Raw genomic sequence first — 12,532 nt, 5'->3', positions numbered from 1 at the left:
GGCGCTGTTGCCTGGCGTCGCGGGCCTTTCTCAAGGAGCACGTACATGAGCTTCGGCGCCGATGAAGAAATCCTTCAGGATTTCCTGGTTGAAGCCGGCGAAATTCTGGAGTTGCTGTCCGAGCAACTGGTCGAGCTGGAAAGCCGACCGGATGATGCGGACCTGCTCAATGCCATTTTTCGCGGTTTTCATACGGTCAAAGGGGGCGCCGGCTTCCTGCAGCTCCATGAATTGGTGGAGTGCTGTCACATCGCCGAGAACGTCTTCGACATCCTGCGCAAGGGTGAACGAGGCGTCGACGCGGAGTTGATGGACGTGGTGCTTGAGGCCCTGGATGCGGTCAACGGCATGTTCAGCGAAGTGCGCGAGCGCAGCCCTATCACCGCGGCGACCCCCGAGTTGCTGGCGGCGCTGGCGCGTCTGGCAGAACCTGCCACCGCTCACGTGGTTGCAGCACCTGAGCCTGTGCCGGTGGCGGTAGTCGCAGCCCCGGTGACGGATATCACCGACAGCGAATTTGAACAGCTGCTGGAATCCCTCGATGCGGTCAAGGCCGCTGCCCACGAGCCCGAGCCGGTTGTCCCGGCAGACATCTCGGCGGGTGACGAAATCAGCGACGCCGAATTTGAGTTGCTGCTTGACCAGTTGCACGGCAAAGGCCAGTTTTCTGCGGATGCCGCAGTGGTCAGCGCAGTGCCCGACGAAGCGCCAGCAGCCGTAGCTGAAGTCAGCAATGAAATCACCGACGATGAATTCGAGGCCTTGCTCGATCAATTGCATGGCAAGGGTGCGTTCAACACCGACGCACTGGGCGCTGCGGCCGTCGAACCTGTTGCCCCGGCCGAGGAGCCAGCGGGCGACCCGAACCTGATCAGCGATCACGAATTCGAAGCCCTGCTCGATGAGATGCACGGTAAAGGCAAGTTCAGTCCGGACTCCGCAGCCGTTGTCGCTGCGGCTGTGCCCGCCAAACCGGTTGCGGCTGCGCGTGCCGCCCCGGCCCGGGCGGCAGCTGCACCGTCGGAAAAGCCGGTTGCCTCTGAGGCAGAAACCACCGTGCGGGTCGATACCGCACGGCTGGACGACATCATGAACATGGTCGGCGAACTGGTGCTGGTACGTAACCGTCTGGTGCGCCTGGGCCTGAACAGCCATGACGAGGACATGGCCAAGGCCCTGTCCAACCTCGACGTGGTCACCGCCGACCTGCAAACCGCAGTGATGAAGACCCGCATGCAGCCGATCAAAAAAGTATTCGGTCGCTTCCCGCGGCTGGTGCGGGATCTGGCGCGTCAGTTGAAGAAAGAAATCAGCCTGGAGTTGGTGGGCGAAGAGACCGACCTGGATAAAAACCTCGTCGAAGCCCTGGCCGATCCACTGGTCCACTTGGTGCGCAACGCCGTCGACCATGGTTGCGAAACCCCGGAAGAACGTGCTGCTGCAGGCAAGCCAAGCTGCGGTCGGGTGGTGCTGTCGGCAGAGCAGGAAGGCGACCATATCCTGCTGTCGATCTCCGATGACGGCAAAGGTATGGATGCCAATTTCCTGCGCTCCCTGGCGGTGAAAAAAGGCCTGATGGACAAGGACGCAGCCGATCGCCTGAGCGAAAGCGACTGCTACAACCTGATTTTTGCGCCGGGCTTTTCCACCAAGACCGAGATCAGCGATGTGTCCGGACGTGGCGTGGGCATGGACGTGGTGAAAACCAAGATCGCCCAGCTCAATGGCTCGCTGAGCATCGAGTCGGTGCTGGGTCGTGGCTCGAAAATCGTCATCAAGGTGCCGCTGACCCTGGCGATCATGCCAACCCTGATGGTGATGCTGGGCAACCAGGCGTTTGCTTTCCCGCTGGTCAACGTCAACGAGATTTTCCATCTCGACTTGTCGCGCACCAACGTGGTCGACGGCCAGGAAGTGGTGATCGTGCGCGACAAGGCCCTGCCGTTGTTCTACCTCAAGCGCTGGCTGGTGGCGTCTGCCGCCCATGAAGAACAGCGCGAAGGGCATGTGGTGATTTTGTCGGTCGGTACCCAGCGCATCGGTTTTGTGGTCGATCAACTGGTCGGCCAGGAAGAGGTGGTGATCAAGCCGTTGGGCAAAATGCTCCAGGGCACGCCAGGCATGTCGGGCGCCACCATTACCGGTGATGGTCGTATTGCCTTGATTCTGGATGTTCCGAGCATGCTCAAGCACTACGCATCACGGCGTATTTGATTCTGGTGAGCCGGGGCTTTTGCGCCCCGCACCGCCTAACGGAGTGTTTATGGTAGTCAAGGTCCTGGTGGTGGATGATTCCGGTTTTTTCCGCCGCCGCGTCTCGGAAATTCTGTCGGCTGACCCGACGATTCAAGTGATCGGCACCGCCACCAATGGCAAGGAAGCCATCGATCAGGCGCTGGCGCTCAAGCCGGACGTGATCACGATGGATTACGAGATGCCGTTGATGGATGGCATCACGGCCGTGCGTCATATCATGCAGCGCTGTCCGACCCCGGTATTGATGTTCTCCTCGCTGACCCACGAGGGCGCCCGCGTGACCCTCGATGCGCTGGATGCCGGGGCGGTGGATTTTTTGCCGAAAAACTTCGAAGACATCTCGCGCAATCCCGAGAAGGTCAAGCAGATGCTGTGCGAAAAGGTTCACAGCATCTCGCGCAGCAACCGCCGAATGTCCAGCTACAGCGCGCCAGCACCTGCGGTCTCAGCCCCTGCGCCTGTGCCTCGGCCTGCCCTTGGCGGTTATGTGTCCCCCGCGCCGACTGCCTCGTTGCCCCCTGCGCGCACCACGCCGATTGCCAGCCGTGGCGCGCCTGCACCGGCATCAACGTCGGGCATGCCCAAGCGCAAGGCCTACAAACTGGTCGCCATCGGCACCTCGACCGGCGGGCCGGTGGCCTTGCAGCGGGTGTTGACCCAGTTGCCGGGCAATTTTCCGGCGCCGATTGTGCTGGTGCAGCACATGCCGGCCGCGTTTACCAAGGCGTTTGCCGAGCGCCTGGACAAGCTGTGCCGCATCAGCGTCAAGGAAGCCGAAGACGGCGACATCCTGCGCCCCGGCCTGGCCCTGCTGGCACCGGGCGGCAAGCAGATGATGATTGACGGTCGCGGCGCGGTACGCATCCTGCCGGGCGACGAGCGTTTGAACTACAAACCGTGTGTGGATATCACCTTCGGTTCGGCTGCCAAGTCCTTTGGTGACAAAGTTTTGGCGGTGGTCCTGACCGGCATGGGCGCGGACGGCCGTGAAGGTGCCCGCATGCTCAAGCAGGGCGGCAGTCAGGTGTGGGCACAGGACGAAGCCAGCTGCGTGATTTACGGCATGCCGATGGCCATCGTCAAAGCCAACCTGGCCGACGCGGTGTACAGCCTTGATGACATCGGCAAACACCTGGTGGAGGCCTGCCACTGATGGATGTGCTCAGCCTGATTGGCATCATCATGGCGTTTGTCGCGATCATCGGCGGCAACTACCTGGAGGGCGGCCATCTCGGCGCCCTGGCCAATGGTCCGGCAGCGCTGATCGTGCTGGGCGGGACGGTGGGCGCGGCACTGTTGCAGTCGCCCATGAGCGCATTCAAGCGGGCGATGCAGACCGTGGTGTGGATCTTGTTTCCGCCGCGTATCGACATGGCGGGGGGCATTGACCGTGTCGTCAACTGGAGCCTGACGGCGCGCAAGGAAGGCTTGCTGGGCCTGGAAGGTGTGGCCGACACCGAGCCCGACAATTATTCGCGCAAGGGCCTGCAGTTGCTGGTCGACGGGGTTGAGCCAGAAACCATTCGCAGCGTGCTGGAGGTCGATTACATGACCCAGGAAAGCCGCGACATCGAAGCCGCCAAAGTATTTGAAAGCATGGGCGGTTATGCGCCGACCATCGGCATTATCGGCGCGGTCATGGGCCTGATCCATGTGATGGGCAATCTGGCCGATCCGGGACAACTGGGCAGCGGAATTGCGGTGGCGTTTGTGGCGACCATTTACGGGGTGGCCAGTGCCAACCTGGTGTTGCTGCCCATCGCCAGCAAGCTCAAGGCCATTGCCATGCGCCAGTCGCTGTACCGCGAAATGCTGCTCGAAGGCATCCTGTCGATTGCCGAAGGCGAGAATCCGCGCTCAATCGAACTCAAGCTTCAAGGCTTCACGGGTTAACTATGAGCCGTCGCCGTCGCCCTGCGGATGAACACATCAATCACGAACGTTGGCTGGTGTCCTACGCGGACTTCATCACCTTGCTGTTTGCCTTCTTCGTGGTCATGTACTCGATTTCCTCGATCAACGAAGGCAAGTATCGGGTGATCTCCCAGGCGCTGGTGGGCGTGTTCAATGACACCGAGCGCAGCATCAAGCCGGTGCCCATTGGTCAGGAACGCCCGCTGACGGTCGCGCCTGCCGAACCCTTGATCAAAGACAGTGAACATACCGACGCGGGCCTTGGGCAAGTCCCCGATGACCCGCTTAAAACCATTGCCAATGACATCACCCATGCGTTTGGCGACTTGATCGCGTCCAAACAATTGACCGTGCGCGGCAATGAGTTGTGGGTCGAAATCGAACTCAACTCAAGCTTGCTGTTCGGCAGTGGCGACGCGATGCCCAGCAATGCAGCGTTCACCATTATCGACAAGGTGGCAGCGATCCTGAAGCCGTTCGAAAACCCGATTCACGTCGAGGGTTTTACGGACGATCTGCCGATCCGTACCGCGCAATATCCCACCAACTGGGAGCTGTCGTCGGCACGCTCGGCGAGCATCGTGCGCATGCTGGCGATGCAGGGCGTGAACCCGGGGCGCATGGCATCGGTGGGTTACGGCGAGTTCCAGCCGGTGGCCAATAACGCAACCCCGGAGGGGCGTGCGCTCAACCGTCGGGTGGTGCTGGTGGTGTCGCGTAACCTGGAGGTGCGTCGCAGCCTGACCGGTACGGGAACCGCCAACGCGACACCGGATGCCGCCCTCAAGCGTGCTGGCACACAAACTGCACCGCCACAGACACAGCCACTGGTTAGAGGGAATGCCGTCAATTCCCCGTCACCAACCCTATAGTCTCGGCCGGCACGCATGCAGCCGGGAGGAACAACTGAATGAGAGTCTGGGCAGTAGCCAATCAAAAAGGTGGGGTCGGCAAGACCACCACATCCATCGCTCTGGCCGGTTTGCTGGCAGAAGCGGGTAAGCGGGTGGTTGTGGTCGATCTCGACCCGCACGGCTCCATGACCAGTTATTTCGGGTATGACCCCGATGGTCTGGAACACAGCGTGTATGACCTCTTTCTGCATCAGGGCCAGGTGCCGGAAGGTCTGGCTGCGCAATTGCTGCTGCCCACCAGCCACGAGAAGATTGCCTTGCTGCCGGCGACCACCGCCCTGGCGACCCTGGAGCGTCAGGCGCCGGGGCAAAGTGGCCTGGGCCTGGTGATTGCGCGCAGCCTGGCGCAACTGTGGCAGGACTATGACTACGCCATCATCGACAGCCCGCCGATCCTGGGTGTGCTGATGGTCAACGCATTGGCGGCCAGCCAGCAATTGATCATTCCGGTGCAGACCGAGCATCTGGCGCTCAAGGGCCTGGAGCGCATGGTCCACACCCTGCGCATGATCAATCGCTCGCGGGCGCAGGAACTGCCGTTTTGCATCGTGCCGACCTTGTTTGACCGCCGTACCCAGGCCTCGATGAGCACCTTGCGGGTGTTGCGCGACGTGTATCCCGACACCCTGTGGCAGGGCTTCATCCCGGTCGACACCCGCTTGCGTGATGCCAGCCGGGCAGGGCAGACGCCTTCGCAGTTCGATGACAAGACCCGGGGGGTAATCGCCTATCGTGCGTTGCTCAAGCACGTACTGACCCGCCAGCTTGCCCCTCAGGTGGCTTGAGGTGGACGGTTATTCAAGTATCGGTCCCGTGTGGCCGATAACGTCTACAAGTCTCTGTCGCGAGGCTGTTGAGTGGGGCACTTTATGACGCAGCCGATAGCACTTTCCAACCGCTCGCAAGTGGCGTTGCAGTCGTATCTGGACGACTTGCTGTTTGATGCAACCCAGGCGCTGGAGTCGGTTGAACCCGCTGCGCCGGAACTTGAACCGGCCACTGACGCGCCTGTTGAAGCGCCGCTGGCCATGCCGGTGGAACTCTCGCAAGTGGGCGTGCCCGCCGAGGCGCTGGCCCATCCGTTGGTCGAGGTACATCGGCCAAGTGCGCCCGGTGCGCATTTGCCGATACCCGATGATGGCCGCCCCGCGTGGGCCGCAGAACCCTTCGAGTGCCTGCTGTTCGACGTGGCCGGGTTGACCCTGGCGGTGCCGTTGGTGTGCCTGGGTTCTATCTATTCGCTGGCCGGTCGTGAACTGACGCCGCTGTTTGGTCAGCCGGACTGGTTCCTGGGGATACTGCCGAGCCAGAGCGGCAAGCTCAACGTGCTGGATACCGCGCGCTGGGTGATGCCCGAGCGCTATCGCGATGATTTTCGCGAGGGCCTGCAATACGTTATTTCTGTGCAGGGCTACGAGTGGGGGTTGGCGGTGCATCAAGTCAGCCGCTCATTGCGCCTGCATCCGAACGAAATCAAATGGCGCTCCCAGCGTGGGCAGCGGCCGTGGCTGGCGGGCACCGTGATTGAACACATGTGCGCATTGCTGGACGTGGCGCAATTGGCCGAGTTGATTGCCAAGGGCAAGCAGTAATTATTTAAATCAGCGGTATTCAGTCAAGGGTTTGGTGTATGAAACAGTCAGCCGCACAACAAAGTAGTGAAGATCCGATCCTGCAATGGGTGACCTTCAAGCTGGACAACGAGACCTACGGCATCAATGTGATGCAAGTCCAGGAAGTGCTGCGTTACACCGAAATTGCCCCGGTCCCCGGTGCGCCTTCCTACGTGCTGGGCATTATCAACCTGCGCGGCAACGTGGTAACGGTCATCGATACGCGTCAGCGTTTTGGCCTCTACAACGCAGAAATCACCGACAATTCGCGCATCGTCATCATCGAAGCGGACAAACAAGTGGTCGGGATTCTGGTCGACAGCGTGGCCGAGGTGGTTTACCTGCGTCAGTCTGAAATCGAAACGGCGCCTAATGTGGGCAACGACGAGTCGGCCAAGTTTATCCAGGGCGTATGCAACAAGAACGGCGAACTGCTGATTCTGGTTGAGCTGGACAAAATGATGACCGAAGAAGAATGGTCGGATCTGGAGAACATCTGATTGATCCTTGAGGTGGCGGTAATCGTCCTGGGCCTGTTGTGGGCCGTGACCCTGTGGTTGTTCGTGAGCCATGTGCGCCGTCAGCGCGTGCTCGCGGCGCAGCAGGTTGCGGGCGATGAGCAGCGTGACCGGCGCCTCAGGGAGCTGGCGCGGCGGCTGGACACCTACCAGAACGGCAATGTGCAAATGGGTGAAGACCTGCACGAGCTGCGCGCGGTGGTCGCACCGCTGCCCGAGAAGCTGACCCAGCTGGAACAGCGCGACCCCACCAGTCTGTCGTTCAACCAGGCAGCGCGCCTGGTCAGCATGGGCGCCAGCGTCGACGAACTGACCCAGGCCTGTGGTTTGACTCAGGCCGAGGCCGAGTTGATGAGCAAGATGCACAAGGGCTGAGCCTGCATCTGCATCTGATCCTGTGGGAGCGGGCTTGCTCGCGATAAGGTCGACGCGATTAAGTTGAAAGACCGCAGCGCCTGCATCGCGAGCAAGCCCGCTCCCACAGATCAGTTCATGGCGTATTCTCCTGCAGCGCCTGTTTCAACGCTTCAACCATTCGCCCCCGTGGCCCTTGTGCATGACTGATCAGCACAATCCTGCGGTCATAGCGTTCGTCACCCACAGGCTCCACGACACAACTGTCCGTCCAGCGCTCAATCCCCGACCAGCAAGGCACCAGGCTGACTCCCAACCCCTGCGCGGTCAGCAGGGCGATGGTTTCCAGCGCATCCAGATCCAGCAGGGCGGCTGGTTTCAGGCCCTGGTCTTGCAGGTACTGGACGGCATGGCGGCCCCCCCACGCATCCGGGTCATATTGAATATACGGGCAGTGTTGCAGGCGCGCGTCGATGCCCTGAGTTGAGTGCTCATTGGAGATAAACACCAAGGGTTCCTTGCGTAGCAATACCCCATCGAAGGTCTTGGCCAGCGTGAACGGCGGCGCGACCACTATCGCGGCATCCAGTTCGTTGGCCTCCAGCGCCTGATACAGCGAGCGGGATGTCCCTGGAACGATCACCGGTTTCAGCTGGGGAGTTGAGCGAGTCAGGCTGCGCAAGGCCTGGGGCAGAAGGCCCGTGAGTACCGTCGAAATCGCACCGATGCGCAAGGGACCGGTCAGGCCCAGGGCGTCGACGTCACTTGCCAGAAGCGCCACTTCATCGACGATGCTTCTGGCCCTGGGCAGCAAGTCCATGCAAGCCAGGCTGGGCTTGGCCTCGTGGCCGACCCGCACCAGAAGCTGGAGCCCCAACTGCCGTTCGAGCGCCACAATACGCTGGCTGACCGCGGCAGCCGTCAGGTTTTCCAGGCGGGCCGCCTTGGCGATTGACCCGCATTCCACCACGGCAATCAGGCTTCTGAGATAGCGCGTATCCATAAGAATTTCTTTCTTTTATGGAAAAAATAACAGGTTATCTCTTTTGAATGGCGCACTGCATGATTTCCTGCAGGGGCATTGGGCTATTTCAAGTTTCAGGAGGTTACTGTGCAATCACTCTTTCATTTTGCTTATCACGTTCACGATCTGGGCTCGGCGCGCCGCTTTTACTGCGATGTGCTGGGCTGCGCGGAAGGTCGCAGCACTGATACGTGGCTGGACATCGATTTTTTCGGCCATCAATTGTCCTTGCACCTGGGTGAGCCGTTTGCCGTCAGCAACACCGGCAAGGTGGGCGATCACTGGGTGCCCATGCCGCATTTCGGGGTGGTGCTGAGCATGCCTGACTGGCTGGCCTTGAAAGAGCGTCTGATGGATCGCGGCGTGGAGTTTGTGCTGGAGCCGACCCTTCGTTTTGTCGGGACCCCGGGGGAGCAGGCGACGATGTTTTTCCTCGATCCTTCGGGCAACCCCATCGAGATCAAGGGTTTTACAGAGTGGGCGTCGGTGTATGCCCAGTAACGCAGTCATGAGCAGAGGTTGAATACAGCATGAGTTTTCTCGACACGGCGGACGCCCACTCGATTGCCGAACAGGTCCGCACCGCGCACCTGAGCCCCGGCATTGTGGCCGAGCATTTCCTGAGTCAGACAAACGCCCGTGAGTCTGCGATCCGGGCGTTCGTCGCCCTCGACCCGCAGGTGGTGCGCAAACAGGCACAGGGGCTGAGTAGCCCCGGGATCAACGGCTTGCTGGCCGGAGTGCCGATTGGGGTCAAGGACATCATTGATACCCGCGACCACCCCACGGGTTTTTACTCCCCGATCTATGACAACAACTGGCCGTCGCGCGATGCCCATGTGGTTGCGCTGCTGCGTCAGGCGGGAGCGGTGATCATGGGCAAGACCCACACCACCGAGTTTGCCTATATGCAAACCGGGCCGACCCGCAATCCCCATGATCTGGACCGGACTCCAGGCAGCTCCAGTGCCGGTTCTGCTGCAGGCATGGCCGCGGGTTTCTTTCCTGTGGCGCTGGGCACGCAAACGGCGGGCTCGCTGCTCAAGCCTGCGTCCTATTGCGGGCTGTATGCGTTCAAACCTTCCTATGGGCTGGTTTCGCTGGAAGGGATCAAACCCTTGGCGCCCAGCTTCGACACGCTGGGCTGGTATGGCCGGTCGGTTCGCGACCTGGCGCTCGTCGCTCAGGTACTGGTGCCCGGTTTGCCGCAATCGGCTCGGGAGAGCGGCAGCAGGACGTTCGGGTTTTGTCGTACTGCGCGCTGGGACCAGGTGGACCCGATGGTGGCTGACGCTTTACTGGCGGCGGTCCAGAGGTTGAAGGCTGCAGGCCACACCGTGACCACAGTGGACCTGCCGGATGATTTTGCGAACGTGTTTGACGACCACCTGTTGATCAATGACTGCGAGGGCGCACGGTCGCTGTCCAAAGAGTGGCAATCGAGCCCTGAACTGCTGAGCTCGTCAGTGGTGGCCATGATCGAGCGGGCCAGGGGTACGACATGGGAGCAGGAGTCAGCGGCCAAGGCTCGCCTGGCTGCGCAGGCACCGAGACTGCAGGCGATTTTTGCACCCTTCGATGGGATGCTGAGCGTTACCTGCGGCATGGTTGCGCCCCTGGGGCTGGAAACGACGGGGCCTTCGGACTTTTGCAAATGCTGGATGGCATTCGGGCTGCCTCAAATCAACATTCCCTTACCCAGACAGCCGGGTGAACTCCCGGTGGGGTTGCAACTGATTGGTGGTTTTCGTCAGGACAGTGTGCTGCTTGAGGCTGCGCAGCAGGTGGACAGGGCTTTGCGATCGTGAGGGTGCCAAACCATGCCCTGTGGGAGCGGGCTTGCTCGCGAGGGTGTCGACACGGTTTGGCTGACTGACCGCTGTGCCGTCGATCGCAGCCTTCGTTCCTCGGCAGCGACTACAAGGCCTGAGGCTGTCAGGGGGTGATATCCCGCTCTTGCGGCTCGGCATCCGGATCAAACCCTGCCGGGAATTTGCCTTTGAGCTGCCAGGCAAAGGCAATGATTTCTGCCAGGGTTCGGTACAACTCCTGCGGGATGCTGTCGCCCAATTCCATGCGCGCCAGTAATTTGACCAGCTCGGCATTTTCATAGATCGGCACCCCATGCTCGCGGGCCAGTATGAGGATGGCTTGCGCCAATTCATCGTCGCCTTTGGCGGTGAGGGTAGGGGCCTGTTTGCCGTCGTATTTGAGGGCTATCGCCTGGCGGGGTACGGACTCTATGTTCATGCGGTTTCGTCCACCCAGCGTTGTTCCAGTCGGGTGTGGCCGCTCTGTGGCGGGGTGCCCTGGTGGCAGTCCAGATCGGTCACGCTCAACCCTGCGTCGTTCAAACGCTGGCGCAAGTCGCCCAGCTGGCTCTCGATCAAGTGCGCCGTAGAGGCCCGTTCGGCCCACAGCTGGCCCGACAGGTTGCCGCGCAGCAGCTGCGCCTGCACATGCAGCGGACCCAGAGGTGCGAGGTCGAAGGCCAGTTCTACCCGCCATAGCGGGTCCTTGATTTCCCGGGGCTCGGGTGTGTCTTGTGGCTCTTTCTCTGGCGGGTCTTCTCGCTGGAACTTGACCTGCAAAGGTACGATGTCGTGGGCATTGCGCATGGGGATTTCCAGTTGCCATGTGGTCAGCACGCTGCCATCGGCCGTGCGTCCGCTTTGCTCAAGACTCGACAACTGATGACTTTGCAGGCGTGAAATGGCCGCCGCTGCCAGTTTCAGCAAATTTTCCAGGCTGTCTTCATGTTCGCCGCTCTGCACCGAACGCTGGGGCAGGGGGAAACCGCCCGGCTGCGGCTTGGCGCTGACCTGGCCGAGCATGCCCAGGGCATTGCGCACAAAGGTCGGCAGTGCCTGGGCCTGGGTGCTGGCGGCCATGCCGGGATTGAAACCGGTACTGGCCGGTACGCCGGGCAGAATCTGCGCAATCAGTCGCAGCAACGTGGCCTTCATGTCCGGAGCCAGTGCTTGTATCTGACCGCTGAGCAACTTGGCTTCCAGGAATGCGCCGCTGTTGAGCAAGGCACTGCTCAGTGCTTTGGGGCTGCTCAGTTGCGAGGGTGTAGGCAATTGAGCCAACAGCGTGTCGATAGAGGCACGTAGTTCAGGAGGCATCTGTGCGTTGGGCGGCAGTTTTTGCAGGGCGCCGAGCAGTCCCTCCAGTGACCCTTGGCGGCTTTGTTGGATTGCGAGTTGCTGCGTGACGGCCAGTTGCTCCTGGCGCCCACTGAGCGGGACAAAGTTCAGGCTTTGCGCATCGTGCACCCGGGCGCTCAACAAACTGCCGATCCGCAAAGGCTGCGGGCTGTCCAGGGTCAGGGTGCTGCCGCTCAAGGCGCTGTTGAGCAGTGTGACCAACGAGCGATAGATTGCCGGTTGCCCGGCGGGTTGGGCCAACGCCTGGGTGGTCAGTACTTTGCCCTGGAGCAGCGTGCCCACGGGGACTTGTTGCGTATCAAGGCGGGTCAGGGTGGCGACGCTGCTACTCAGTGCCTGTTGCAGGCTGATCGCAAGATTGCCTGCTGAAGGCTGGGTCACGGCCAACTGTGTGCCCACGGGCAAAGGAAAGTTGCTGCTGGCCTGGACGTTGGTTTCCCGGCCACCGGCCAGGGTCAGCTTGAGCAGCAACTGGAACGCCAGATCGTTTTGCTTGAGCGATATCACTTCTGCCTGGGCACTTTGGCCGGGTCTTATCAGGCCTTCGGCAGGCTGTAACAACTTGAGCACTTCACCGCCCACAAGACCTGGGCGCAGACTACTGGGCGTGGTTTGTGGAATAGGTGGAATATTCATGTCGCCTTTCATCGTAACAACCTGTCGAAATTGCCCTCTTTAGCGTAGGACATGGCATGTATAATGCTGCCCCGTCGTTCAGAGGGCATGAAAACATTGCAATTGTTTGATCCAGCTCTCTGAAACCGGCCGC

General features: G+C 60.9%; 13 protein-coding genes. 10 read left to right on the top strand and 3 right to left on the bottom strand.

What is annotated here, in order from left to right; all coding sequences use genetic code 11:
* The first annotated feature begins 45 nt into the window (after positions 1 to 45).
* The 8 genes from AACY07_RS18945 to AACY07_RS18910 all read left to right on the top strand — a co-directional run bounded on the left by AACY07_RS18945 (position 46) and on the right by AACY07_RS18910 (position 7,590).
* Positions 46 to 2,214 carry a chemotaxis protein CheA gene (locus tag AACY07_RS18945; RefSeq protein ID WP_339476777.1) on the top strand — a complete coding sequence of 723 codons (2,169 nt, stop codon included), beginning with the start codon at positions 46 to 48 and terminating at the stop codon, positions 2,212 to 2,214.
* 49 nt (positions 2,215 to 2,263) lie between these two features.
* Complete coding sequence (locus AACY07_RS18940; RefSeq protein ID WP_339476774.1) at positions 2,264 to 3,409, top strand: protein-glutamate methylesterase/protein-glutamine glutaminase; 1,146 nt, start codon at positions 2,264 to 2,266, stop codon at positions 3,407 to 3,409.
* Complete coding sequence (locus tag AACY07_RS18935) at positions 3,409 to 4,149, top strand: flagellar motor protein (protein WP_133076022.1); 741 nt, start codon at positions 3,409 to 3,411, stop codon at positions 4,147 to 4,149. The genes AACY07_RS18940 and AACY07_RS18935 overlap by 1 nt, the downstream gene beginning before the upstream one ends.
* Before the next feature lie 2 nt (positions 4,150 to 4,151).
* Entirely contained in the window at positions 4,152 to 5,042 is an 891-nt protein-coding gene (gene motD / locus AACY07_RS18930) for a flagellar motor protein MotD (RefSeq protein ID WP_219261014.1), read from the top strand.
* 38 nt (positions 5,043 to 5,080) lie between these two features.
* Positions 5,081 to 5,869: a ParA family protein gene (locus AACY07_RS18925; RefSeq protein WP_133076024.1), complete on the top strand. Its 789-nt coding sequence runs from the start codon at positions 5,081 to 5,083 to the stop codon at positions 5,867 to 5,869.
* Between the two features lie 84 nt (positions 5,870 to 5,953).
* A complete protein-coding gene (locus AACY07_RS18920; RefSeq protein WP_133076025.1) occupies positions 5,954 to 6,676 on the top strand; it encodes a CheW domain-containing protein in 723 nt (240 codons plus the stop codon).
* Between the two features lie 38 nt (positions 6,677 to 6,714).
* Entirely contained in the window at positions 6,715 to 7,197 is a 483-nt protein-coding gene (locus AACY07_RS18915) for a chemotaxis protein CheW (protein ID WP_133076026.1), read from the top strand.
* On the top strand, positions 7,198 to 7,590 hold the full coding sequence (locus AACY07_RS18910; protein WP_133076027.1) for a DUF2802 domain-containing protein: 393 nt from the start codon (positions 7,198 to 7,200) through the stop codon (positions 7,588 to 7,590). It abuts the gene before it with no gap.
* A gap of 115 nt (positions 7,591 to 7,705) precedes the next feature.
* Here AACY07_RS18910 and AACY07_RS18905 read toward each other — a convergent pair whose 3' ends face one another.
* Positions 7,706 to 8,572 carry a LysR family transcriptional regulator gene (locus tag AACY07_RS18905; protein ID WP_339476768.1) on the bottom strand — a complete coding sequence of 289 codons (867 nt, stop codon included), beginning with the start codon at positions 8,570 to 8,572 and terminating at the stop codon, positions 7,706 to 7,708.
* Positions 8,573 to 8,680: 108 nt separating this feature from the next.
* On the opposite strand from AACY07_RS18905, the gene AACY07_RS18900 reads away from it, so the two are divergent.
* Together AACY07_RS18900 and AACY07_RS18895 are read left to right on the top strand one after the other, a co-directional pair.
* Positions 8,681 to 9,094 (top strand): VOC family protein, encoded by a 414-nt coding sequence (locus tag AACY07_RS18900; RefSeq protein ID WP_339476766.1) that lies wholly within the window; start codon positions 8,681 to 8,683, stop codon positions 9,092 to 9,094.
* Positions 9,095 to 9,123: 29 nt separating this feature from the next.
* A complete protein-coding gene (locus AACY07_RS18895) occupies positions 9,124 to 10,401 on the top strand; it encodes an amidase (protein ID WP_339476764.1) in 1,278 nt (425 codons plus the stop codon).
* Positions 10,402 to 10,528: 127 nt separating this feature from the next.
* Here AACY07_RS18895 and AACY07_RS18890 read toward each other — a convergent pair whose 3' ends face one another.
* Complete coding sequence (locus tag AACY07_RS18890) at positions 10,529 to 10,843, bottom strand: EscU/YscU/HrcU family type III secretion system export apparatus switch protein (RefSeq protein ID WP_339476762.1); 315 nt, start codon at positions 10,841 to 10,843, stop codon at positions 10,529 to 10,531.
* Entirely contained in the window at positions 10,840 to 12,411 is a 1,572-nt protein-coding gene (fliK, locus tag AACY07_RS18885; RefSeq protein WP_339476760.1) for a flagellar hook-length control protein FliK, read from the bottom strand. Before fliK ends, AACY07_RS18890 begins: the two co-directional genes overlap by 4 nt.
* Positions 12,412 to 12,532: the final 121 nt, after the last annotated feature.

It is taken from the genome of Pseudomonas sp. RL_5y_Pfl2_69, from assembly GCF_963970465.1.
In the GTDB taxonomy this organism is placed as follows: domain Bacteria; phylum Pseudomonadota; class Gammaproteobacteria; order Pseudomonadales; family Pseudomonadaceae; genus Aquipseudomonas.
This window is presented reverse-complemented; position numbering and strand designations above follow the sequence as displayed.

Coding starts and splice junctions, on each gene's coding strand:
- AACY07_RS18895 (WP_339476764.1), top strand. CDS start 9,124: ATGAGTTTTCTCGACACGGCGGACGCCCACTCGATTGCCGAACAGGTC.
- AACY07_RS18890 (WP_339476762.1), bottom strand. CDS start 10,843: ATGAACATAGAGTCCGTACCCCGCCAGGCGATAGCCCTCAAATACGAC.
- motD (WP_219261014.1), top strand. CDS start 4,152: ATGAGCCGTCGCCGTCGCCCTGCGGATGAACACATCAATCACGAACGT.
- fliK (WP_339476760.1), bottom strand. CDS start 12,411: ATGAAAGGCGACATGAATATTCCACCTATTCCACAAACCACGCCCAGT.
- AACY07_RS18935 (WP_133076022.1), top strand. CDS start 3,409: ATGGATGTGCTCAGCCTGATTGGCATCATCATGGCGTTTGTCGCGATC.
- AACY07_RS18920 (WP_133076025.1), top strand. CDS start 5,954: ATGACGCAGCCGATAGCACTTTCCAACCGCTCGCAAGTGGCGTTGCAG.
- AACY07_RS18925 (WP_133076024.1), top strand. CDS start 5,081: ATGAGAGTCTGGGCAGTAGCCAATCAAAAAGGTGGGGTCGGCAAGACC.
- AACY07_RS18940 (WP_339476774.1), top strand. CDS start 2,264: ATGGTAGTCAAGGTCCTGGTGGTGGATGATTCCGGTTTTTTCCGCCGC.
- AACY07_RS18945 (WP_339476777.1), top strand. CDS start 46: ATGAGCTTCGGCGCCGATGAAGAAATCCTTCAGGATTTCCTGGTTGAA.
- AACY07_RS18915 (WP_133076026.1), top strand. CDS start 6,715: ATGAAACAGTCAGCCGCACAACAAAGTAGTGAAGATCCGATCCTGCAA.
- AACY07_RS18905 (WP_339476768.1), bottom strand. CDS start 8,572: ATGGATACGCGCTATCTCAGAAGCCTGATTGCCGTGGTGGAATGCGGG.